Consider the following 22,477-nt stretch of genomic DNA (forward strand, 5'->3'; position numbering starts at 1 on the left):
TCGACAGGGTCGCGATGGCCTTGGTGCCGACCATCATGCGGGCGTTCTCGATGACCTCGAACATCTGCGCGATGCCGTTGTGCGCGTCACCGACGAGCCAGCCCTTGGCCGGGACGCCGTGGCTGCCGAAGGTGAGTTCACACGTGGCCGAGGCCTTCAGGCCCATCTTGTGCTCGACGTTGGTGACGAACACGCCGTTGCGGTCACCGAGTTCGCCGGTGGCGGAATCGAAGTGGAACTTCGGCACGAAGAACAACGACAGACCCTTGGTGCCGGGACCGGCGCCTTCCGGGCGGGCGAGAACCAGGTGCACGATATTGCCGAACAGGTCGTCGGAGTCGGCGGAGGTGATGAAGCGCTTGACGCCCTCGATGTGCCAGGAGCCGTCCTCCTGCGCGATCGCCTTGGTGCGGCCTGCACCGACGTCGGAGCCGGCGTCGGGTTCGGTCAGCACCATCGTCGCGCCCCAGCTGCGCTCGACGATGATGCGGGCCCATTCGCGCTGCAGGTCGTTGCCGACGCGGTCGAGGATGTCGGCCATCAACGGCCCCATGCTGTACATGTGCGCGGCGGGCTGGGCGCCGAGCACGAACTCGGTGACCGCCCACTCCAGGATCGCCGGGGCCGGAACACCGCCGAGCGCCTCGGACTTGCCCAGACGCCACCACTCCGCGTCGTACCAGGCGCGGACGGCGCGCTTGAACGACTCCGGTAGCGACACCGTGTGCGTGGCCGGGTCGAACGTGGGCGGGTTGCGGTCGGCGTCGGCGTAGGGCGCCGCGACCGGGCCCTCGGCGAGCCGGGCCGCCTCGCTGAGCACCGAGCGCGCGGTATCCGCGTCCATATCACCGAAAGTGCCTGCCGCGAGGACGGTTTCGAGTCCGTACACCTCGAACAGGTTGAACTCGAGGTCTCGCACGTTGCTCTTGTAATGACTCACGAACGTTGCCTTCTCGGTGGGCCGGGGACGCGACGCGTCCGGGGAGGAGAGGAATGGGGGCGCGGCGGTGCGGCTCCCGCGGCACACTGTGCGGCACGGCTGCGCGGTGGGCAACGATAAGTGAACGGGGGCTAAAACGGGGTCGGCGGGGATGGCAGGGCCCAGCGGCTGGTAACCGGCCCTCGGCGGCCCCCAGTGAACGACCCGTAAGTGGCGTGAATCACTTTCCAGGTCGTGCGGGCTCGAGCGGGACTGCCTGGATGCGCTCGGCTACCGCGACCAGTGCCTCGACCAGGTCCGGACGCCCGGCCAGCCGTGGGTTGCGGACCGCTTCGATGACCACCGTGGTCACCGCGCGGATGAGCATGCGCGCCACGGGTGGCGCCAATTCGGGACGGAGTGTCTGCAGCATGCGGGCCCAGCGGCCGATGCCGTCCTGGCGGACCTGCCGGTACCGGCGTTCGGCCGCCGCCGGCAGGTACCGGGTCTGGCTGACGGTGATGGCGAGCAGGTCGGGTTCGTCGACGCCGAACCGGGCGAAGTTGCGGGTGAGGGTTCGCAGCGCTTCGCCGGGATCCCGGCCGTGGGACAGGGCGCGGGACACCAGCAGGTGGACCCACTCGTCGTGCCTGCGCACGATCTCGTCGAGTAGTTGAGCCTTGCTGTCGAAGTAGTGGTAGACGGCCGGGCCGGTGATTCCGACGGCCGCACCGATGTCGTCGATGCTCACCCCGGGGAAGCCGTGGTCGGTGAACAAGTGGGCGGCTGCGGCGAGTATGCGTTCGCGACGCACCGTGCGGTCGAGCCCGGGACGGTCGCTGGCCGCCCAGTGCGCGCGCACATGCGCGGCGCGCGTCCCGTTCGCCGGGAGTTCGATGGCCATGACCGCGCGCGCGGTCGCGACGAGCACCCGCGCCGCGACCGGTGCGGGCAGCTCGAGCCGGTGGTAGGCCGGGCTCGCCGCGACCGAGAAGGTCGCCCAGCTCAGCAGTTCCACATCGGCGGGTCGTAGCTCCGGTCGTTGCGCCCGCAGGGTGCGGCGCAGAAACTCCGTCAGCCGGGCGGCCCGTACGAGCACCGCGATCCGGTCGGTGGGATGCAGATGACGGAATTCGAGTTGCCACAACCGCGGTAGGCCGCGGCGGTCGAGTGCCACCTGGACCAGTTCGACGACGACCGCGTCGTCGGCGGGGGACCGTCGGTATGCGGTCTCGAGCCGCGCCAGCGCGTCGTCCAATCCGGCGAGCAGACACTGGCCGAGGAGTTGCTGCTTGCTGTCGAAGTGCCGGTAGAGGGCCCCGGGAGAAATGCCCACCGTGGCGGCGACCATCGCCATCGAGGTGTCGTGATATCCGTCGTGCGCGAACGCGTCGAACGCGGCGTCGAGGATGATGGTGCGACGGTTGCGCGGTCGCGTGCGGCGGGTGGTCACCTCGGATCTCATCCCCCTCAGTGTGCCCGCACCCGGCTCAGACCACGACGAGGCCGGTCATGGAATCGATTCTCCGTCACGCCTGGCATGGGTGGGTCGACCCGGGGACGGGAAACGGCTTCGGCCAGGAAATCGACAGTTACGGCCGAGCGCTGCCGGCGCGCTTGCGCCGGTAGGCCGAGGGCGTGGTGCCGGTCCAGCGTTTGAAGGCGTGGATGAACGGTGTCGCTTCGGCATAGCCCAACCGGATGGCGATGTCGTCGACCGACAACGGGGTGCCGGAGAGCATCTCCTCGGCCAACGTGCAGCGCACCTCGTCCACCAGAGCTCGATAGCCGGTGCCTGCCTCGGCGAGGCGGCGCCGGAGAGTACGCGGGCTGGTGCCCAGTTCGCGAGCGACTTGCTCGATGGTCGGCGGGGCGGGGATGCCGGTGCTGTCCCCGCCGGGCAGGATCAGCTTCCTGACTTGCGCCGTGATACCGGTGCGGGCGGTGCGCCGTTGCACCAGGTCGGCGCACTGCGCCACACAGAGGCTCCATGTCTGGGCGTTCGCCTGGGGCAGGGACTGCCCCAGGATCGCCGGGTCCAGGGCGAAGACCGTCTGCGGCCGACCGAACAGTGGCGTCGCACCGAGGACCTCGGACAAGCGATCGGCACCCTCGTGCGCAGCGAAGTCGAGCTCGATCCGGGAGACGGCGAATTCGTGTCCGAGCAGGTCGCCCATCACCCGATGCATCGCGACGATGTCGCGCTCGACGAGGAAGCGCGCCACATCGGCGGGGACGAGGTCGTGGTGGATCCTGGCGAGTACGGTGCCTTCGTCGAATTCTACCACCGGGGTACAGAATCCGTAGCCCAGCTGGTAGTAGCGCAGTGCGAGCGAAATCGCCTCGCGCAGTGTCGGACTGGTGATGCAGGCGTAGCCGAAGATGCCGAAGGTGCTGATCCGGTAGCGTCGCCCCACCTCCACCCCCAGCGCGGGGACATCGGCGAGTTCGCGAACGAGATTGCGGACGACGACGAGTTCGATTGCGCCGGGTACCTGCAGATCGGGATCGGACAGAGCGGCCGAGGTGAGGCCGGTGCCGGCCAGGATGCGGTCGGTGGAGACGCCGTGATCGGCGGCGCAACCGGCCATCACCGCGATGCTGGCGATGCCGCGCGGGAAATCCCAGGTCCGGATCCCCGGCTCTTCGACGGTGCGCATCCCCTCAGTATGGCCGAAAGTATGGATTCGCTGGCCGCCGTTGTTTGTGATCGGCGTTTGCGCAGGTCGTAGCGTCGTCGATGACATCAGCGACAGAGGAGTCCTGGCATGAGTGCGCGCACCACCCCGTCGATCGTCATCATCGGCACCGGCTTCGGCGGTCTCGGCATGGCGATGGAACTGCAGAAGGCCGGGTTCGACGACGTGACCATCCTCGAGCGCGCCGCCGATGTGGGTGGTGTATGGCGGGAGAACACCTACCCCGGCGCGGGCTGCGACATCCCCTCGCCGCTGTACTCGTACTCCTACGAACCCAGGACCGATTGGCCCAAGCGGTTCTCCGAGCAGCCCGACATCCAGGCCTATCTCCGCGAGGTCGCCGAGAAGCGTGGCCTGATCTCGAAGATCCGGTTCGGCGCCGAGGTCACCGCGGCGGAGTTCGACGATGCCGCGGGCACCTGGACGGTGAGCACGGCGGACGGTGCGACGCTCACCGCCGACATTCTCATCCCGGCCGTGGGCCAGCTGTCGCGTCCGGCCTTGCCGAACATCCCCGGAATCGGCGATTTCCAGGGCGAGTCGTTCCATTCGGCGGAGTGGAATCACGACGTGGATCTCACCGGCAAGCGGGTCGCGGTGATCGGGACCGGCGCCAGCGCGATCCAGTTCGTGCCCGCCATCCAGCCGACGGTGCAGCGGCTGACGCTGTTCCAGCGTTCGGCCGCGTGGATCCTGCCCAAGCCGGACATCGAGTATCGGTCCTGGCATCACACCGTGTTCGCGTACGCGCCGCCGGTCCGGCTGGCGGAGCGATTCGCGTTCTGGGCACTGTGCGAGTTCCTGTCGCTGGGCATCGTCGATGTCCCCGCGATCCGGCCGATGGTGCAGCGGCTCGCCACCTGGCACCTCGAGAACCAGGTGCAGGACCCGGAGCTGCGTGCGGCGCTGCTGCCCGACTATCCGGCCGGATGCAAGCGGGCGCTGTTCTCCAACAACTACTTTCCCGCGCTCACCCAGCCCAACGCTCACGTCGAGACGAGCGCGATCAGTGAAATCCTGCCCGAGGGCGTCCGCACGGCCGACGGCGTGGTGCACGGCGCGGACGTGATCATCTACGGCACGGGGTTCAAGGGCACCGAATTCCTGTGGCCGATGCGGATCGCCGGACGTGGCGGCCGCAAGCTGGAGGACGAGTGGGACGGCGGCGCCCGCGCCTACCAGGGGATGTCCGTGCCCGGGTTCCCGAACATGTTCCTGATCTACGGCCCGAACACCAATCTCGGCGTCGGTTCGATCGTGTACATGATCGAATCCCAAGCCCGCTACATCCGTCAGGCCGTCCAGCAGATCGCGCAACAGCCGGGGCGCGTGCTCGACGTGCGGGCCGAGGTCGCCGAGGAGTACGACACCCAGGTCCAGCAGCGGCTGGAACGGTCACCCTGGACCCGGTGCTCGAGTTGGTACCGCACCGCGGCCGGGCGCATCACCAACAACTGGCCGGGCACCGTGACCAGCTATCGCCGGCAAACCCGCACCTTCGCGTTGCCGGACTACCAGGTGGTCCCCGCTGCCGGCGACCGCCCCGGGCTGTGAACAGCAGCCGATCGACGCCATTCACCGACGAGACCAGCCGGAGCCGACCGATGACCATTCCGCTGCCGCCCACCCTGTGCGAAGCGTTTCAGCGCACCGCTGCCCGCATGCCCGACGCCGTCGCCCTGCGCACTCCCGGCGATACGACCCGGATCACCTGGGGCGAGTACGCGCGCCGGGTCGAGAAGATCGCCGCAGGCCTGGCGAATCTGGGAGTCGCCCCCGGTGACGCCGTGGCGCTGATGCTGACCAACCGGCCCGAGTTCCATCTCGTCGACACCGCCGCGATGCACCTGGGCGCGATTCCGTTCTCGATCTACAACACCAACCCGGTCGAGACGATCGCCTATCAGCTGGCGAAGACCGAGAGCCGGGTGGTCGTCTGTGAGGAGCAGTTCCTGCCACAGGTCGCCGCGGTCCGTGCCGTCGACGGGAACGTCGACACGGTCGTGGTCGTCGACACCGGACCCGCCGACACCATGTCGCTGGCCGAGCTCGAGTCGAACCCGCTGCCCGGCTTCGACTTCCGGGAAGCATGGCAGCGGGTGCAGGCCGACGACGTGCTGACGATCATCTTCACCTCCGGCACCACCGGAACGCCCAAAGGTGTCGAGCTCACGCACGCCAACATCCTGAGCAATATCGACGGCGTCCGCGAGATGCTCGATCCGTGGTTCGAGCACCGGACCGTGTCGTACCTGCCGGACGCGCACATCGTCAATCGCTGGACGTGCCACTACTTCCCGATGATCGGCGGTGGACCGGTCACCGATCTGGCCGACCCGAAGCAGATCGTGACCGCGTTGACCGATACCCGGCCGACGGCGTTCGTCGGCGTGCCCCAGGTCTGGTACAAGATCAAGGGTGCGCTGGAGGCGCAGCTCGCCGCCGAAACCAGCTCGGTCAAGCGCAATCTCGCGCACTGGGCCATCGACATCGGCCGGCAGAAGGTGCGCGCCGAGCTGAGCGTGCCCGGCGGCAGGGTTTCGCCGTGGCTGGCCGCCCGCCATCGCGTGGCGGATCGTCTGGTACTGGCCAAGATTCGTCACCGGCTCGGGCTCGATGCCCTGCGCGTCGGCGCGACGGGCGCGGCCCCCATCGCACCGGAAGCGCTCGAGTTCGTCCTCGGTCTCGGTCTGTCGGTCGGTGAGGTGTACGGCATGTCGGAACTGTCGGCCATCGCCACCCTGAACCGGCCCGGACGGATGCGGCTCGGCACGGTCGGTGTCGCCGCGCGCGGCGTCGAGGTGTCGGTCGCCGAGGACGGCGAGATCCTGGTCCGCGGTCCGATCGTGATGAGGGGCTACCTCGGCGACCCGGAACAGACCGCCGAGGCGGTCGACGCCGACGGCTGGGTGCACACCGGCGACATCGGCACCATCGACGCCGACGGCTTCGTCTCGATCGTCGACCGCAAGAAGGAACTGATCGTCAACTCCGGCGGAAAGAACATGTCGCCCAGCAAGATCGAGGGCTATGTCAAGGTGGCGTGTCCGCTCGCCGGATCCGTCGTGGCGATCGGCGACGCGAGGCCCTACGTCACCGCGCTGATCGCCCTGGACGCCGATGCCGCCGCCGCGTACGCTGCCGCGCACGGGGTGACACCGAACCCGGCGGTGCTGGCGGCGGATCCGGGGATCCTGGAAGTCCTCGACGCCGGGATCCGCGATGCCAACTCGAAGCTGGCCCGGGTGGAACAGATCAAGAAGTTCGTTGTCGCGCCGGTCTTCTGGCAGCCGGGCGGCGACGAACTGACACCGACCGGAAAGCTGAAGCGCAAGCCGATCACGGCCAAGTACGCCGCCGAGATCGACACGATGTACGCATCCACGCGCTGACCCCCGAATCGACAGCGATGAATCAGCAGACCGCACGGATCGTTTCGTGCGCAGGCGAGTGGAGTGGACTATGAGTACAACCGAGCAGGTGCCGGTCGCGGCGGAGGTTCTGGTGTCGTTCGATCCGGCGACCGGGTCGCCGATCGGCGAGTACCCGATCGACACCCCGGAGCAGGTCCAGCGGGTGGTCGGGAGCGCGCGCGTTGCCGCGGAATTCTGGGCGGGGCAACCGTTCTCGGTGCGGCGCAAGGCGCTGCTGCGCTGGGCGTCGTATCTGACCGGCCACGCCGACGAGTTCACGGCGCTGATTCAGCAGGAGAACGGCAAGCCGGTCGACGACGCCTTCCTCGAACTCACCCTGGCGCTGGGCCACATCGACTGGGCCGCACGGCACGGCGAGCGGGTTCTCGCGCCCCGACGGGAACTTCCGGGCCTGCTGATGGCGAACTTCGCGGCCACGGTCGAATGGCGGCCACTGGGCGTCGTCGGGGTGATCGGGCCGTGGAACTATCCGGTGTACACGCCGACCGGCTCGATCGCCTACGCCCTCATCGCCGGAAACACCGTGGTGTTCAAGCCGAGTGAGTACACGACCGGCGTCGGCAACTACTTCGCCGCCGCGTTCGCCCGGGCGAATCCCGATCTGCCGCACGGGATTCTGCAGACCGTCAACGGGTACGGCGCGACCGGTGCGGCCCTGGTGACCGCCGGGGTCGACAAGGTGGCCTTCACCGGGTCGACCGCCACGGGGAAGAAGATCATGGCCGCGGCGGCCGAGTCCCTGACGCCGGTGCTGCTGGAATGTGGCGGCAAGGACGCCGCGATCGTCGCCGACGACGCCGACGTCAAGGCCGCCGCCCGCGACATCGCCTGGGGCGCCTTCGCCAACAGCGGCCAGACCTGTGTCGGTGTCGAACGGGTGTATGTCGTGAAATCCGTTCGCGACCAGTTCGTCTCGGAGTTGCGGAAGAACCTCGACGGCGTGCGCGCGGGCAGTGATCCCGCGGCCGACTACGGCCCGATGACCATGCCGGGCCAGATCGAGGTGGTGCGCAGCCATATCGACGACGCGTTGCGCGACGGCGGCACCGCGGTCGTCGGGGGACCGGATTCGGTGCGGGCGCCTTTCATCGACCCGGTCGTGCTCCTCGATGTCGACGAACAGTCGCCCGCGGTGCAGGAGGAGACCTTCGGGCCCACCCTCACCGTGCGATCGGTCGACGACGTGGACGAGGCGGTGGCGCTGGCCAACGGCACCCGCTTCGGACTGGCCTCCACGGTCTACTCGAAGCGGCACGGGGTGGAGATCGCGCGTCGTCTGCGCGCCGGGGCCACGTCGATCAACGCGGTCCTCGCGTTCGGCGCCATCTCGTCGCTGCCGTTCGGTGGGGTGGGTGAGTCGGGCATCGGGCGCATTCACGGCCGGGAAGGCTTGCGCGAGTTCGCCCGTCCGCATTCGCTGGCGCGGCAACGGTTCGCGATTCCGGGGATGGCCCTGCTGACCTTCGAGCGAACGGCGACGACCATGGCCATCGTCAAGCGCGCGGTACGAACCCTGTACGGGAACAGGCACTGACACCACTGTGCCTGTTCGGGGTGATTCTCAGTTGATCGCGAATGTGGGCATCGCTCTGACGGGCCGGGGATCAAGCTCGGTCGGCGAGTGCCGCGCGCAGTGCTTCGCGCTGGCTCGCGAAGAACGAGCGCGATACCGGTGCGTTCGGCATGACCAGGTCGAAACCGTGGAATGCGCCCGGGACGATTTCGACGGAGCACGGGACACCGGCGTCGGCCAGACGTTTCGAGTACGCCGTGGACTCGTCGTGGAACAAGTCGGCGGTGCCGACGCCGATCCATGCGGGGGCGGTGCCGGCAAGGTCCGTGCGGCGTGCCGGTACTGCTGTCTCGGGGTCGGCATCGCCGAGGTAGGCGGCCCAGCCGAAGCGGTTGCTGCGCCGATCCCACAGCCGCCAGCGGCTGTCGTCCAGGTCGGACCGCGCCGATGTCCGGTCGTCGAGCATGGGATAAACCAGCAGCTGGCATACGGGCGTGACCTCGCCGCGGTCGCGGGCCAGCAGCGCCAGGGACGCGGCGAGGCCGCCGCCGGCGCTCGCGCCGCCGATCGCCACCCGTCTCGCGTCGATGTCGGGGTGGCGCGCGAGCCAGGTCATCGCGTCGTAGCAGTCCTCGAGGCCCGCGGGATACGGATGCTCGGGGGCGAGTCGATAGTCCACGGCAGCAACCACTATTCCCAGCGACTCGGCGAGACGACGGCACAGCGCGTCATCCTGTTCCGGCAGGCCGAGGACATATCCTCCGCCGTGTATCCACAGCAGGGCGGGCAGCGGACCGGCCACCGCGGCGCGCGGGCGGTGCAGCCGGATCCGAACCCCGGTAGCAGTGGTCGCCTCCGCGGCACGGGTCGAGGAGCGCAGCCGCAGCAGCTGAACGAGCACGCGCAACAACGGCAGCGACCTGCGGGAGATCGCGCGGCTCGGGGCGACCGCTGCCATCGTACGCAGATCCGGATGGAAATCGTGCACGGAGAACCTGGCCCGGATTCGTTTCCATCGGGCGGCGAAGGCGTCGCGATCCACGGTCGGTCTCCCCATGTCGCTGATGGTAGCAAGTGGAATAGAACGTGTTCCAGTGTGGTCGCGACGACCCCCACCGGTGCTCTCCACGAGGTAGGGGAGCACCGGCCCGCTGGTCATCGAAGTTGTGCCACGCCGGATTCGCTGGGCGAGGTCGCCGCGGACCGCACTGTGGGCGCGGGATTCGCGATCGGCAGGCCGAGGAACCGGCGCGCGTTGTCGCCCATGAAGTCGTAGGTCCGCTGCACGTCCATGTTCTCGGCGTACTTCCAGTAGCCGAGGGGCTCGGCGAGGCCTTCCGGGTGCGGGTAGTCCGACCCGAAGAGCACTTTGTCCCATCCGACCGTGTCGACCACGTCGGCGACGCAGCCTTCCCAGAACGGGCTCACCCAGATGTTGCGCCGGAACACCTCGTGCGGGTGCTCGGGGAAGTTCTGCGGCATCTTCTTGTAGAGGTCCTCGAAGTCGTGGAACAGCGGCTGGATCCACGAGCTGCCGTTCTCGACGCTGGCGATGCGAAGTTTCGGGAAGCGGGTCAGGGTCCCGTGACAGATGAGGCTGGTGATCATGTCGGCGATCTCGCGGTGCCCCAGGGTCATCCACCGGAACGAGCTCTGTGCCATGAAGTTCGCGGTGTGCGGCGGTTCCCAGCGGGCGACATAGCTGTCGAGCGGCGGGTAGCTCGCGTGCAGGACGACGGGCAGGCCGGCGGACTCCACATCGCGCCAGAAGGGATCGAACTCCGGCAGGGCGGGCGAACGCCAGCCGTGCAGTCCGTTGACCGGTCCGGGTTTGATCAGCACGGCCTTGGCGCCGTGCTCGAGGACATAGGTGAGTTCCCGTTGTGCCGCATCGACTTCGGACAGGTTGATGATCGGCGTCGAGAACACGCGGTTCTCGTAGTTGTAGGTCCAGTGTTCGGCCATCCACTGGTTGAGCGCGTGGATGATCGCCAAGGTCAGGGCGGGATCGTCGGCGGCCGAATGCTCGACCAGGCTGGCCAGGGTGGGGTAGTTGAGTGCTTCGACCACCCCCTGCCGGTCGAGTTCGGCGATCCGGTCCGCCGGGTTCCGGGTCCCCGGGGGCGCGTCGATCGCGGGCCCCTGCATCTCGCGCAGAGTGAGTCCTTCGGTGTTCTCCCCGGCGAAGAACTTCTCGTGTGCGCCGGGCGCGGCCACGCGCTCGAAGGTCGGGTTCGGGATGAAGTCGGTGACCTGGTTGTTGATCACGATCCGGGTCTGACGGCCGATCTGGGCGAACTGCACTGCTCGTTCGTACCGGTCCGGCAGGTACCTCGTCAGCGCGTCGGGGTTCTCGTACATGTGCTGGTCGGCATCGAAAATCGGTGCGGCACGGAATTGTTCGTCGGTGCTGCTCACGGTCGCCCTCCTCGAGCTGGGTCGTTCGCTGCGGGCCGCGCTGCGCGTCTGGCGAAGGCGGGACGGCCCGGTGGTCCTGGTTCACCCCACGGGTAATTGTCTTATTTACGGTAAACCATACAGTAACGGATCAAGTGCGGGATCGGGGAGTTGTGCCGACGGGGAATCGCAGCAGCGACTCCTGGGCGAAGGAGGCGACCAGGGTCCCGTCTTCGCCGAAGACGTCCCCCTGGCCGTAGCAGCGGCCGTGTCCGACGAGGGCCGGACGATGGCGGAGCAGTAGCCAGCCCTCGGTGGGCATCGGGTGGTGGAACCACAGCGTGTGCGAGGTGGTGGCGGAGGTGAAGTCCCTGCCGTTGCCGTGCTGATCGATGCCGGGAAACGGTCGCAGCGCGGTCGCGATCACATGGAGATCGCTCGCGTAGGCCAGCAGGGCCGCACGGGAGCCGGAATCGTTGCCGGGCAGGCGCATCCACAGGTCGTAGTCGGTGGTGGCGTCGCCGTCGTCGGGTGTGGAGATCGCTCGCGTGTCCCACGGTAGGAGCTCGATCTCGACGCGGTCCCCGGCCTCGGGTACCGACAGGGCCGGGTGGTCCGGCTGATGCGCGGGGCCGTCCTCGTCGCAGTGCAGGGAGATCGCGCAGGTGGCGATCGATCGTTCACCTTGCCGCGCGGAGACGGTCAGTGCGCCGAACGAGCGCCCGAGGTGGACGGGGTCGATGAAGTAGGTGACGGGGTCGTCGGTCCGCCCTTCCCGGGTGAACAGGACGTGCAGGGATTTGATCGACCGGTCCGGCGCGTAGACGTGTGCCGCGCGCACGAACTGGGCGAGGAGCTGGCCGCCGAACAGACGCCGGTGGGGCAGTTGCTGATTGGTTCCGGTGAGGACCCGCGGCGATTCGCCCGGCACCGATGGCGTGGTGCGGTCCGGGTCCGTGCGCGGTCCGGGTTCGTGCAGATCCAGGCAGGTCATGAGGTCGTGTAGCACGTCGGTCACGAGCCGATGATACGTTCTACTGGAAGAATTACAGTAGAAGATTCGGCAGCGGATCGTGGGAGGGTCGGATGACAGGCAATCGCGGTTCGGAGCTGCTCGGAGCTACCCGTGTCTGGGCGCTGCTCGTGGCATGCCTCGCGGTCGGGCTCGTGATCGCGGGCATGGTCGCGCTCTACGGTGCCCTGCCGAGCATCGCCACGGCGACCGGCGCCTCGCAGCAGCAATTGACCTGGATCACCGATTCCTACACCCTCGCACTGGCCTGCCTGGTGCTGCCGGGTGGCGCGCTCGGTGATCGGTACGGGCGCCGCCGGATGATGGTGGCGGGCTTGATCATTCTCGCCGCCGGTTCGCTGATCCCACTGGTGGTGTCGGGTCCGGTCTGGCTCATCGCCGCGCGGGCGGTCACCGGTGCCGGCGCCGCGCTGGTCATGCCGTCGACCCTGTCGTTGCTGACCGCGGAGTTTCCCGCGTCACGCCGTGGGCTGGCGGTCGGAATCTGGGCGGCGGCCGTGGCCTGCGGTGGTGCGATCGGCCTGCTGGGTGCCGGCGCCCTGCTCATGTGGTGGTCGTGGACGGCCATTCTCGTGGCGATGGCCGGTGCCGGGGTGGTCCTGGCTGTGGCCGCGTGCACGGTGGCGGAGTCGGTCGAGGAGTCGCGGCCCCGGTTCGACATATCCGGGGCGGTGGCCGGGGCGGTGGCCGTCGGCTCGGTGGTATTCGCGGCTTCGGAAGTGCCGCTGGTCGGGTGGAGCGATCCGCTCGTGCTCGTTCTCCTCGGTGTCGGTCTCGGGTCGGGTGCGTTGTTCGTCGCTGTGGAATTGCGGGCCGATGCGCCGATGCTCGATGTGCGGCTCTTCGCCGACCGGAGGTTCGCGGCGGGAGCGTTCACCATCACCGCGCAGTTCCTCGTGGTGTTCGGCGTTTTCATGCTGGTGGTGCAGTATCTGCAGCTGGTGCTCGGCTACGGCCCGCTGGGCGCGGCGCTGGCGGTGGCGCCGATCATGGTTCCGCTCATGCTGGTCTCGCCGGTCGCCCCCTGGCTGTCGGATCGCCTCGGGTTGCGCTTGATGATGGCGTCGGGACTGGCCGTCACCGGTGTGGGCATGTACGGTCTGGCCCGGCTGTCGGTGCACAGTGGGTATGCCGAACTGCTGTGGGCGCTGGTCGTGGTCGGTTTCGGTATCGCGCTGTCTGCGACACCGGCGACGGCGGCCATAGTCGGAGCTGTGCCGACGCACAAACACGGCGTCGCCGCGGCGGTCAACGATGCGACCCGTGAGGTGGGCGCGGCGATCGGGATCGCGGTCGTCGGCAGTCTGCTCGCTGCCGGGTATCGGGAGCGGATCGGCCCGGTGGTGGCGGCATTGCCGCTGGAGCTACGCGCTCCGGTGGCGGCCTCGCCTGCCGCGGCGCTGGAGGCGGCACGGGTTTTCGGGCCCGCGGCGCGTCCCCTCGTCGAGCAGGTCGAGGAGGCCTTTGTCCACGGTTCGAGCGCGGCGGCCACGGTGCTGGGGACCGGCGTGCTCGCCGCGGCTGTGGTTACCGTCTTCTGGGCGCCCGGCCGAGTGCGCCCCGCCGTGGCCGATTCCGGGGCGGGCGAGCGGCCGTTCGAATCCGCCTCGGACGACGCGCCGGTCGTCATCGCCGAGAAAGCGAGCGAGACGAGCCGTGGATTGGAGTAGTTACTGTAATATCAACAGTAATTGCTTCGACCGAAAGGGTGGTGCTCGATGGCCGAGCGCAACGGCGCCGGAACCGGGTCGCCTCGATCGCCGGATACGGGCATCGATGAGCCCGTTCTCGGTGATCTGATCGGCACGACGACCCACGACCTGCTGGACTATTTCGAGAAGTGCCCGGCCTGCGGGTATGCGGCGCAGGCGTCGGTCACCACGCGCGCCTTCTCCCGGGGTGTGCTGGAGCGCAGCGTCTTTCGTACCTGTGGCCTGCCTTGCGGTTGGCACGTCTCGACGGCCGAGATCGTCGACGCGGTGCCGGTGACCCGCTGCCGCGGGGTGGGGCGGCGGGCGGCGGTCACGCCACAGCCCGGGTGATGAACGTCCGGCGGACGACGGCGGCCGAGCCGGCGGCGAGACCGCTGCGCAGCGGCTCGTGGAGCAGCACGAGGTCGGCGGGACTACCCGGCCGGATGCGCCGGGGCAGGCCGCCGGGATCGTCGAGCGGCGCGAGGTAGGCGTCGAGTGCCTGTGTGGGAGAAAGGCATTCCCCCGGACCGAGGACCTCGCCCGTATCCGGGCTGCGGTGCACGGCGGCCGCCATCACCGCCCAGGGATCCATCGGGCCGTACGGCGCGTCGCTCGACAGCGCGACGCCGACACCCGCGTCGAGCAGTGTGCGACAGCGGTACAGGTCGGACAGGTCGTCGGCGGCGAGGTGGTCGCGGTAGTAGCTGCCGCGCTGGGCGAGAAAACCGGGCTGGGTGACCACGCGCAGACCCCGGCTCGCGAGGGCGGCGATGGTGTCCGCCGGCACGATCGCCGCGTGCTCGATGCGGTCTCCCGGAAACGAGCCGGCGACCTCCAGGGCGGCCACCAGCAGGACCAGGGCCTCGCGGGTCACGCAGTGCACCGCGACAGCGCGGCGGTCCGCGTGCGCGGCGCGGATGCGCGCGACGAGGTCGTCGAACAGCGGTAGCCCGGAATCAGCCAGCACGATCTTGTAAGGCCCGGCGCCGACACGATCGGGGTACTCCGGCCTGCTGCCGAGCGGGGCACCCAGCAGCGAGACCCGTTGCGGTAGATCGCCTTCGGCAACGGCGGAGACCAGCGCCGCGTGCGACCGGCCGGACAGGTCCGGCGTGGCGTCGGTGACTCCGGTGATCCCGAATCCGGTGAGGGTCGCACCCACCCCGTCGAGTCGCGGCGGGCCGGTGCGCGGCAGCCGGGTGCGCAGCCACGGATCCGCCCGCCAGATACGGCCGGTCGGCACACCGTCGGTGCCGCATTCGACGCCCGGGTGCGCGGGACCGCTGATTCCCGCGGCGGTGAGGGCAGCGGTGTTCAGGATCCACATCGCGCCGCTGCGATGCTGAATGCGGACGGGGCGTGCGGAATACAGCGTGTCCAGTGCCGGTGCGTCGAGATCGCCCGCGACGGTGTCCACGTAGCCGGTGCCGCGTACCCAGCCGTGTTCGTCACCGGGTGCGTCTGCCAGAGCCGTCGCGAGAGCGGCTCGGTCCTGGACAGCGGGTGGTCCGCACCGTACGGAGGTCGCGTCGGCGGCGGTCGCGTGCAGGTGCAGGTGATGGTCGTGCAGACCTGGGATCAGCGCACCACCGCGTGCGTCGATCACTTCCGCCGCGTCGCGGGAGGACAGGGCCCGCCCGAGTTGCTCCACGCGTCCGTCACGGAGCCGGACATCCACACCGGGAACACCGTCGACCTCCGCGTGCCGGATCACGATGACGGTCACGGGACCGGAATCCGCAGGGAGCCGAGCACCCTGGCGGTGTCGGCGCCGGATTCCGGCGCGGGGCCGGCCGGTGCCCGGGGCGTGGGATCGGCCACCGGCACCGGGCCCGCCTCGGTGTCGGCGATCCACTGCTCGCGGTGTCGCCGGATGCGCGAGATCGGTTCGTCGGTCAGGGTCGCCGTGACGACATCGGTCATCGAGAGGTCCCAGAGCACGCCGGACCCGTCGGCTGGAGCCGAGGCCGCGAGCGCGGCGGCGGTGATGCCGGTCAGTGGGTCGGCGATCGCGTCACCGACGAACACCGGTGTATTCGTGCCGATGTCGTGGGCGACCAGACCCGCGGCCGCGGCGATGTCGTCGCCGAAACCCACCCGGTGCGAGGATCGGCCGGCCGCCGTGATCGAAATCCAGGCGGCGCCGCGGGCGACCGCGCGCGCGGGGTCGAGACCGAAACCGGCCAGCGCCCTGGGGCGGGAGGATTCGATGACGATATCCGCCGCGTCGACGAGCGCGGCCAGAGCCCGCCTGCCGCCCGCTTCCGCGGGATCGAGCACCACGGACTCGTGCCTGTGGTGCAGGAGCGCGTAGAACTCCGGGCTGCCACGTCGTGCACCGTCCGGGCGGTCGGGGGTTTCGACCTTGACGATGCGCGCACCGGCCAGCCCGAGCAGATGCGCGCACAGCGGGCCCGCCCACAGCGCGCTGAAATCCACGACGAGGAGTCCGCCGACCGCGCGAGCAGCCATCGGGGACGACGCACCGGGCCAGGGCGTCGGCGTGGACGGGTGGATGTCGCCGGCAACAGGTGGGCACGGGACGACCGTGGTGTCGGCCCGGGTGCGGACGGGACCTGCTGCGAGACCGAGTAGTTCGGCACGTTCCCCTAGTTCGGTGCCGGGGTGCTCGCGGGCCCAGCGCGTCAGCGTGGGCCAGGGATCTGCTCCGCCGAGATCCGTGCCGACGAGCGCGCCGATCAGGTCGGGGTCACCGGGCCGGGCGCAGGACACCGCGGCCCAGCCGTCGGCGGTGCGCAGCAGCCGGCAGTGGCGGCCCGCGGAGATGGCGCCACCGCGGCGCAGGCCGGTGATCGCGGCGCGTTCCCCGAGCAGTCGGGCGCCGTCGAGCCCGATCGTTCTCCCCGCAGCGGTGGAGAGGACGGAGATCAGCTCACGGGCACGGGTCGCTGCCCGCCCGGGCGGCATCAGCATGGGCCCGTCCGGTCGCCCGGTCAGCGCGACCACACCACTGTCGCACCAGTCCACCACCGGTGAACCGGACTCGGACGAGCAGGTGAAGGGCACCGCTCGATAGTAGGGCGAAGGACCCGGCCCCGGGGACGATCACCTCGCGGGTGCCGCCTCGCTCGATCGCCGTGGGGCCTTGTGGTGCAGGGCGGTGCGATCGATTGGCACGGGTGAGTACGTGCGCCTGCGGTGGCCGGCGTGTCACGATGGGCCGGTGAGCCGTTATGGGACCGACCCGGCGCCGGTGGACTTCGAACTCGATCTCGACGCGGACGGAACGCCGGTGCAGCCACTGCTGGTCCTGCCGCTGGACGACTGGGCCGACGAGTCGCCCGCACGGATCGCCGACACGGCGGCCCTGCTGTCGGGTTCGCTCCGCCTCACCGTCGGTGTTCTGCGTGGCGCGGCGCCGCCTGCGGTGACCCCGCTGCTGGATGCGCTGACCCTGACACTGAGCGACCGCCCGGACGTGTCCCGGCAGATCGTGACCCACCCCGATCCCGCCACGGCGGTGCAGCAGCTCGAGCAGGCGACACGACACAATCCGCGGGCGAGCGTGGCATTGGGCAGGCTCCTGCGCCAGACCGGCGTCGCGGACACCACCGTGGCACTGAGCAGCGAGGCCGCCGTGTACTCGATGCTGCTGGCGGGCACCGAGTTCCGGACATGGCTGCGCGACCGGGGCGGTCCGCGTCCGGTGGCTTTCCCCGACCGCCCACTGGTGCGATTCGACCGGTCCGGTGCAGAGCTCGCGCTCGTCCTCGATCATGCCGAGCGCCGCAACGCGCTGAGTGCGCGCCTGCGTGAGGAACTCCTGGAGGTACTGCGCCTGGCCGAACTCGACTCCGATATCGAGCGGGTGCGGATATCGGGGGCAGGGCCGGTGTTCTGCAGTGGCGGCGATCTCGACGAGTTCGGCACCGCCACCGACGTCGTCGCCGCCTACGAGGTTCGGCTCGAGCGCGCACCCTGGCGAATCATCGACCGGCTGCGCGACCGGATCACCGTGCACATCCAGGGCGCCTGCATCGGCGCGGGCATCGAGATGGCGGCCTTCGCCGGGCAGCTGGTCGCGGCGCCGGGCACCCGGTTCCGGCTGCCCGAGATCGGGATGGGACTGGTCCCCGGCGCCGGGGGCACGGTGAGCATCCCCCGGCGCATCGGGCGCTGGCGCGCTGCCTGGATGATGCTCACCGGCGACCCCATCGATACCGCGACGGCGTTGCGCTGGAACCTGATCGACGACATCGGCACCGACTCGCGAGCCCAGGCTCTGCCCCGCCCGATCTGACTCCGGTCCACCGCCTCACCTGAGTCGGCGGCCGTCCACGAGCGCGGTCAGCACGCGGAAACTGTCGTGGGCTTCGACCGCCTCGACCGCGCGGCGGACACCGACCCGGGACACCTCCAGCGGCTGCATCCGCGCACCGGCCTCGGCGGTGCACACCGCGGCCAGGAACCAGTCGGTGGCACCGGCCCGATACAGCGTCCACATCTGCGCGCCGTCGACCATGATTCCCGCGGCGGCGAGCCGATCCACATACCGTTCGATCAGTGCTCGCTCGATCGTGCGCAGCAACGCCGGATCCACCGACGAGGTCAGGAAATACGCGACATCGCGGATCCCCGCACCGGCGGACGCGATCTGCCAATCGAGGAACCCGGGCACGTCGTTCTCGAAGAACAGATTGCCCAGGTGTGGGTCGCCGTGCAGCAGGGTCTGCGGCAGGCCCGCCCAGACGGTATCGATCTCGGCACCGCGCAGATAGAAGATCCGGCAGGCCCGCTTGACCGCGTCCGGGATCAGGTCGGCGGTGTGCCCCTTGATGTTTCGCAGGAGGAGCCGGCGGATCAGGGTGCCCAGGTGACTCTCGATCGCCGGGCGGTAGGCGAGCGGAGCGAGATCACCCGCGAAACGGTCGCTGTTCCAGAACGCCGAGTGCAGGTCCGCCATCGCATCGATGACCGCTTCGGCCTCCGCGCGGCTCACCGTGTCGACGACCGTCCGGAACCGCGCGGTCACGGTGAGATCCTCGAGCACCAGCACGAAACGCGATCGTCGTGGATCCGACTCCGCCGCATAGCATCGCGGGATCCGCACCGGTGGGTGCTCGCCCAGCGCCCGATAGGCGAGGACCTCCTTCTCGTCCAGACCGAACAGATCGAGCAGGACGTGCTGGAGATAGTTGCTCGGCGGCAGCTTCACGAACAGGTGGCCGGGAATGCTGTCGTCGTCGGCGGCGACACCGATGCGGGCACGGGCCGCGGTGCCCGAATGGCAGTCGAGAACACTGATCCCCTGGATCGCCCCCTCGGGCCTACCGAGTGCGGTGGCCAGCCAAGCTGGTGTGATGTCGGTGAGCTGCGAGGGCACCCGCGAAGCACCGGGTGACATCCTGTTCAGGGCGGTGCGCACCGCCCGGCGCGTGCCCTCGGCGAGGACACGCGCCGGATGCAGCGTCTGCGTGGTCACCGACCGGCCTGGTCAGGCTGTTGCCGGGCGATGCGCTCGTCGTGGCGTCGCACCAGTTCGCGGAAACCGATGCGCTCCCACCCGGGTTTCGGCTGCACCCCCCACTCGTCGCGTGCGGTGGTCTGCCCGGCGCCCTCGGGTTGGCCACCCAGCGGCGGCGCAGTGAACGCCGCGGGATATTCACAGGTCAGTGCATCGTCGGAGTAGCGGACCTTGATCATCTCGTCACAGATCTCGTGCAGCGACAAGGTCGGCCAGCCGTACCAGAGCGCCAGGGCGGGCACGGTGAACGCGCCCTCGATGACCAGGGCGAACAGGCAGACGAAGATGCCGCGCTTGAGGAGCTTGTGCATGCGGGCGAACGTCGGGGTGGTGCCCAGCGGAAGATCCTGTCCGGCACCGGATTCTGAGGCGGTCATGGGGTACTCCTGATAACGGGCCGGGGGTTCAGTCGGAGAAGATCTCGCGATTGACCGTGTGCAGGTAGGGGATTGCCAGGAACGGCGTGATGTAGAAGATGTCGTAGAGCCACCAGCCGATGACCGGCAGCACGACACTGTCGAACCGGATGTCGGCGTAGACGGTCATGTTGACGATGTAGCCGACCCAGATGACCACGCCGAACCAGCAGGTCACCGTCAGCCACTGGTGCCCCCACCGCTTCATCTGCAGGAACGCGATCGCGGCGGCGACGCGCATCGGGAACACGACGAGGATGCAGGCGATCTCCCAGCCCTTCTCGCCCGGCGCGCCCGACCCGCCGATCCAGAGTTCGTTGTAGTGCCACCAGTACCCGCCGTCGAAGAAATTGCCCCAGGCGGTGAAGAACACCCGGGTGATCAGGGTGTGGCTGGCGCCGATGTCCAGCGCCCAGCCGACCGTGTTGAGGAAGGCGTCCAGGATGACGAGATAGCCGATCAGGGTGACGATCACGGGCCGTACCGACAGCCCTGATCGCTGGGCTCTGCGCTGGAGCCAGACCCCGCGCAGGAACAGTGGCAAGCCGAATATCCCGAGGACATAGGTGCCCATCAGCGCGGTGCCCGCGGTGAGCCAGCGATCGGCGTGCCGCTGCGCGAGCCTGCTCTCCTCGTGGTGCTCGTCGAAAGTGACGGTTGCGGTCATGGCGGTCCCTACCAGTCCCTGGTCATGTACATCTGCATCTGGATCAGGAACATCGTCAGCAGGAAGCCGTAGATGGCGATCTGGAAGACGATCAGCGCACGCTTGCGCCGGCGATCTTGTTCGTTCACGGGAACTCTCTTCTTCTAAGGTCCGCGCGGGCAGTGGGATACCGCGCGGGGCGGCGGAATTCGCTGGCGCTTCGTCAGAAGGTGCCGATATTGTTCATGACCCAGTACCAGAAGGCGATGATCAGCAGCATCGCTCCCCAGGTCAGGATCAGTCGGACGATGTCGAGCAGCATGCTCGGTTCTCCCTGTCTGTCGGTGCGGCCGGGGCGCCCTCATCGGGGTTCCAGGCTGCGCAGTGTCGTGGTGAGATAGCTGTCGAGTACGGACTGCCGCAGGGCTTTCGTGCCGGTGGTCGCGGTCAGCAGGCCGTAGAGACCGAGCAGGAAGAACATCGCGCTGTGGTGTGGCTCGACGGCGTTCTGTACTTCGCCTCGTGTCCCGGCGCGGGCGATCTCCTCGGTCAGCACGATGATCAGGGGATGCTCACGCCAGCTGTCGTCGACCGGCCTCGTCGGCGAGAAGTGCATGGCGAGAAGATCTCTGAACAGCAGGCTGCCCAGCTGCCGTTCCAGCTCGGTGACCAGCCGGATGGTCCTGATGAGGGTGTCGCGCAGATCGGGGGATCGGCGTCGGAATCGTTCCAATGCCTGGGCGATTCGGGACTCTTCTCGCTGCTCGAGCTCGAGCAGCACATGCTCCTTGGTGGGGAAGTGGAAGTAGAAGGTGCCGCGTGCGACACCGGCGGACTTGGCAATGGCGTTGATGTCGGCTTCGGCCACGCCGGTCTGCATCAGTTCGGCGATGGCTGCGTCGAACACCCGCTGCCGTGTGTGCAGCCGCCGGGCCTGTCTGCCCTGGTGCTGCTCCGGGTTTGTGCTCATGGGCTGGGTTCTAACCCCTGCCCTCGACCGCTGTCAACGTGTGGAGCGGTGTGCTGATGTTGACAGATGTCAGTGAAAATTGTCAACGAGTTCGGCTGTAAACCGCTGTGGCCAGCGGTATCTCGGGTGTCGCAGGGTGCCGGCGAGTGCGGCCGGTGTGGAATCCGGGGCGACGGTGCCGCTGGCGCGACCTACGGGGTCGGGCGATGGCCGGGAAGTGTGGATCCCTGCAGCGTGGAGCCGTCGCCGGCAAATGCCGGACAGGCCTTCACCTTCGTTACTGGATGCTTTACAGTAACGGCGAATAGGAGGCCGGTGTGCCTGTCTGTCGGCCACGATATCGAGGTCGCGCCCCGGGTGATCTCCTTGATGAGAAGTGGGTGCGGAATGGATCTGGGGTTGCGCGATGCGGCCACGGTCGTGGTCGGCGGTAGCCGGGGTATGGGGCTGGCGACCGCGCGATGTCTGGCTCAGGAGGGTGCGCGGGTCGCGGTGGTCGGACGCTCCGCCGCCGATGTCGAGCGCGCCGCCGACGATCTCGTCCGCTCGGGGAGTGCGGATGCGGTAGGTCTCGTCGCCGACGTGCGCGATGTCGATCAGGTGGCAGCGGTGTTCGGGCAACTGGGTGAGCGGTGGGACGGCGCGCTCAACGCGCTGATCAACACGGTCGGGCCGGATGTGCGTGGCACCGTGGAGGAGTTGACCGGCGAACAATGGCACGAGGCCCTCGATCACGGAGTCCTGCCCGTCGTGCATTGCGTCAACGCGGCGCTACCGCTGCTTCGCCGGGCGTCCTGGGCGCGGATCGTGAACTTTTCCGCGCACTCGACCCAGCGCCAATCGGTATCGCTGGCGGCCTACACCGCCGCCAAGGCCATGGTCACGAGCGTTTCGAAGAATCTGTCGCTGCTGCTGGCGCCGGAGGAGATCCTGGTCAATGTCGTCTCGCCCGGTACCTTCGTGACACCGGCCCTTCTCGGGTGGGCTCGCTCGGTCGGTATCGAGGACGACGATCCCTACCGGCTGATGGCGGCCATCGGTGAGCACTACGGGCATCCCGCGCAACTGCCGCGGGCCGGCCTGCCCGACGAGATCGGTCCGGTCGTCGCGTTTCTCGCCTCCCGGCGCAACTCCTATATGACCGGCGCCAACATCAATGTCGACGGCGGTTCCGACTTCGTCTGAGCTGGTGGAGATGGTCTCCGCGTCCGGCGTGCCGCGAATTTCGGCGGGTGTTCCGGAACTCTGTTGTGGATGTAACTGTAAGTGCT

The 22,477-nt window shown here is 68.8% G+C and carries 19 protein-coding genes; 7 read left to right on the forward strand and 12 right to left on the reverse strand.

The features are described 5' to 3' along the window. The 3 genes from ACFVAV_RS13565 to ACFVAV_RS13575 all read right to left on the reverse strand — a co-directional run. A partial coding sequence (locus ACFVAV_RS13565; protein WP_379034589.1) for an acyl-CoA dehydrogenase family protein occupies positions 1 to 940 on the reverse strand: 940 nt, incomplete at its 3' end. Between the two features lie 220 nt (positions 941 to 1,160). Further along, the gene (locus tag ACFVAV_RS13570) at positions 1,161 to 2,384 is read right to left on the reverse strand and encodes a TetR/AcrR family transcriptional regulator (RefSeq protein WP_379034591.1); all 1,224 of its coding nucleotides are present in this window, start codon (positions 2,382 to 2,384) and stop codon (positions 1,161 to 1,163) included. A 127-nt stretch (positions 2,385 to 2,511) separates the two neighbouring features. Continuing rightward, positions 2,512 to 3,579, reverse strand: coding sequence for an AraC family transcriptional regulator (locus ACFVAV_RS13575; protein WP_379034593.1), 1,068 nt, complete (start codon positions 3,577 to 3,579; stop codon positions 2,512 to 2,514). 108 nt (positions 3,580 to 3,687) lie between these two features. On the opposite strand from ACFVAV_RS13575, the gene ACFVAV_RS13580 reads away from it, so the two are divergent. The 3 genes from ACFVAV_RS13580 (at position 3,688) to ACFVAV_RS13590 (ending at position 8,586) form a co-directional block, all read left to right on the forward strand. Then, the gene (locus ACFVAV_RS13580; RefSeq protein WP_379034595.1) at positions 3,688 to 5,172 is read left to right on the forward strand and encodes a flavin-containing monooxygenase; all 1,485 of its coding nucleotides are present in this window, start codon (positions 3,688 to 3,690) and stop codon (positions 5,170 to 5,172) included. Positions 5,173 to 5,222: 50 nt separating this feature from the next. After that, positions 5,223 to 7,010, forward strand: coding sequence for an AMP-dependent synthetase/ligase (locus ACFVAV_RS13585; RefSeq protein WP_379034597.1), 1,788 nt, complete (start codon positions 5,223 to 5,225; stop codon positions 7,008 to 7,010). Between the two features lie 70 nt (positions 7,011 to 7,080). Then, positions 7,081 to 8,586 (forward strand): aldehyde dehydrogenase family protein, encoded by a 1,506-nt coding sequence (locus ACFVAV_RS13590; protein ID WP_379034599.1) that lies wholly within the window; start codon positions 7,081 to 7,083, stop codon positions 8,584 to 8,586. A 70-nt stretch (positions 8,587 to 8,656) separates the two neighbouring features. On the opposite strand, the gene ACFVAV_RS13595 is transcribed toward ACFVAV_RS13590, so the two are convergent. The 3 genes from ACFVAV_RS13595 to ACFVAV_RS13605 form a co-directional block, all read right to left on the reverse strand. After that, positions 8,657 to 9,523, reverse strand: coding sequence for an alpha/beta hydrolase (locus tag ACFVAV_RS13595; RefSeq protein WP_379035329.1), 867 nt, complete (start codon positions 9,521 to 9,523; stop codon positions 8,657 to 8,659). A gap of 197 nt (positions 9,524 to 9,720) precedes the next feature. Next, positions 9,721 to 10,926: an amidohydrolase family protein gene (locus ACFVAV_RS13600; protein WP_379035331.1), complete on the reverse strand. Its 1,206-nt coding sequence runs from the start codon at positions 10,924 to 10,926 to the stop codon at positions 9,721 to 9,723. Positions 10,927 to 11,113: 187 nt separating this feature from the next. Further along, on the reverse strand, positions 11,114 to 11,980 hold the full coding sequence (locus ACFVAV_RS13605) for an acyl-CoA thioesterase (protein ID WP_379034601.1): 867 nt from the start codon (positions 11,978 to 11,980) through the stop codon (positions 11,114 to 11,116). Positions 11,981 to 12,048: 68 nt separating this feature from the next. Between ACFVAV_RS13605 and ACFVAV_RS13610 the strand changes: the two genes are divergently transcribed. Then, a complete protein-coding gene (locus tag ACFVAV_RS13610) occupies positions 12,049 to 13,665 on the forward strand; it encodes an MFS transporter (RefSeq protein ID WP_379034603.1) in 1,617 nt (538 codons plus the stop codon). 48 nt (positions 13,666 to 13,713) lie between these two features. Beyond that, the gene (locus tag ACFVAV_RS13615) at positions 13,714 to 14,037 is read left to right on the forward strand and encodes a hypothetical protein (RefSeq protein ID WP_379034605.1); all 324 of its coding nucleotides are present in this window, start codon (positions 13,714 to 13,716) and stop codon (positions 14,035 to 14,037) included. Here ACFVAV_RS13615 and ACFVAV_RS13620 read toward each other — a convergent pair. Both ACFVAV_RS13620 and ACFVAV_RS13625 read right to left on the reverse strand, forming a co-directional pair. Continuing rightward, a complete protein-coding gene (locus ACFVAV_RS13620) occupies positions 14,018 to 15,415 on the reverse strand; it encodes an amidohydrolase family protein (protein ID WP_379034607.1) in 1,398 nt (465 codons plus the stop codon). The two genes, ACFVAV_RS13615 and ACFVAV_RS13620, sit on opposite strands and share 20 nt — an antisense overlap. Beyond that, positions 15,412 to 16,623, reverse strand: coding sequence for a CoA transferase (locus ACFVAV_RS13625; RefSeq protein ID WP_379035333.1), 1,212 nt, complete (start codon positions 16,621 to 16,623; stop codon positions 15,412 to 15,414). Before ACFVAV_RS13625 ends, ACFVAV_RS13620 begins: the two co-directional genes overlap by 4 nt. 250 nt (positions 16,624 to 16,873) lie before the next feature. Here ACFVAV_RS13625 and ACFVAV_RS13630 point away from each other — a divergent pair, with 250 nt between their 5' ends. Then, positions 16,874 to 17,950, forward strand: coding sequence for an enoyl-CoA hydratase/isomerase family protein (locus ACFVAV_RS13630; protein ID WP_379034609.1), 1,077 nt, complete (start codon positions 16,874 to 16,876; stop codon positions 17,948 to 17,950). 15 nt (positions 17,951 to 17,965) lie between these two features. Here ACFVAV_RS13630 and ACFVAV_RS13635 read toward each other — a convergent pair whose 3' ends face one another. From ACFVAV_RS13635 to ACFVAV_RS13650, 4 genes are all read right to left on the reverse strand, one after another. Continuing rightward, positions 17,966 to 19,132, reverse strand: coding sequence for a phosphotransferase family protein (locus ACFVAV_RS13635; RefSeq protein WP_379034612.1), 1,167 nt, complete (start codon positions 19,130 to 19,132; stop codon positions 17,966 to 17,968). Continuing rightward, positions 19,129 to 19,551 (reverse strand): hypothetical protein, encoded by a 423-nt coding sequence (locus ACFVAV_RS13640; RefSeq protein WP_379034613.1) that lies wholly within the window; start codon positions 19,549 to 19,551, stop codon positions 19,129 to 19,131. Before ACFVAV_RS13640 ends, ACFVAV_RS13635 begins: the two co-directional genes overlap by 4 nt. 28 nt (positions 19,552 to 19,579) lie before the next feature. After that, entirely contained in the window at positions 19,580 to 20,257 is a 678-nt protein-coding gene (locus ACFVAV_RS13645) for a hypothetical protein (RefSeq protein WP_379034615.1), read from the reverse strand. Positions 20,258 to 20,597: 340 nt separating this feature from the next. Continuing rightward, positions 20,598 to 21,206: a TetR/AcrR family transcriptional regulator gene (locus tag ACFVAV_RS13650; protein WP_379034617.1), complete on the reverse strand. Its 609-nt coding sequence runs from the start codon at positions 21,204 to 21,206 to the stop codon at positions 20,598 to 20,600. A 387-nt stretch (positions 21,207 to 21,593) separates the two neighbouring features. Here ACFVAV_RS13650 and ACFVAV_RS13655 point away from each other — a divergent pair, with 387 nt between their 5' ends. Then, positions 21,594 to 22,391 (forward strand): SDR family NAD(P)-dependent oxidoreductase, encoded by a 798-nt coding sequence (locus tag ACFVAV_RS13655; protein WP_379034619.1) that lies wholly within the window; start codon positions 21,594 to 21,596, stop codon positions 22,389 to 22,391. The last annotated feature ends 86 nt before the right edge of the window (positions 22,392 to 22,477 follow it).

The sequence above is a fragment of the Nocardia sp. NPDC057663 genome (genome assembly GCF_042799895.1).
GTDB lineage: Bacteria > Actinomycetota > Actinomycetes > Mycobacteriales > Mycobacteriaceae > Nocardia.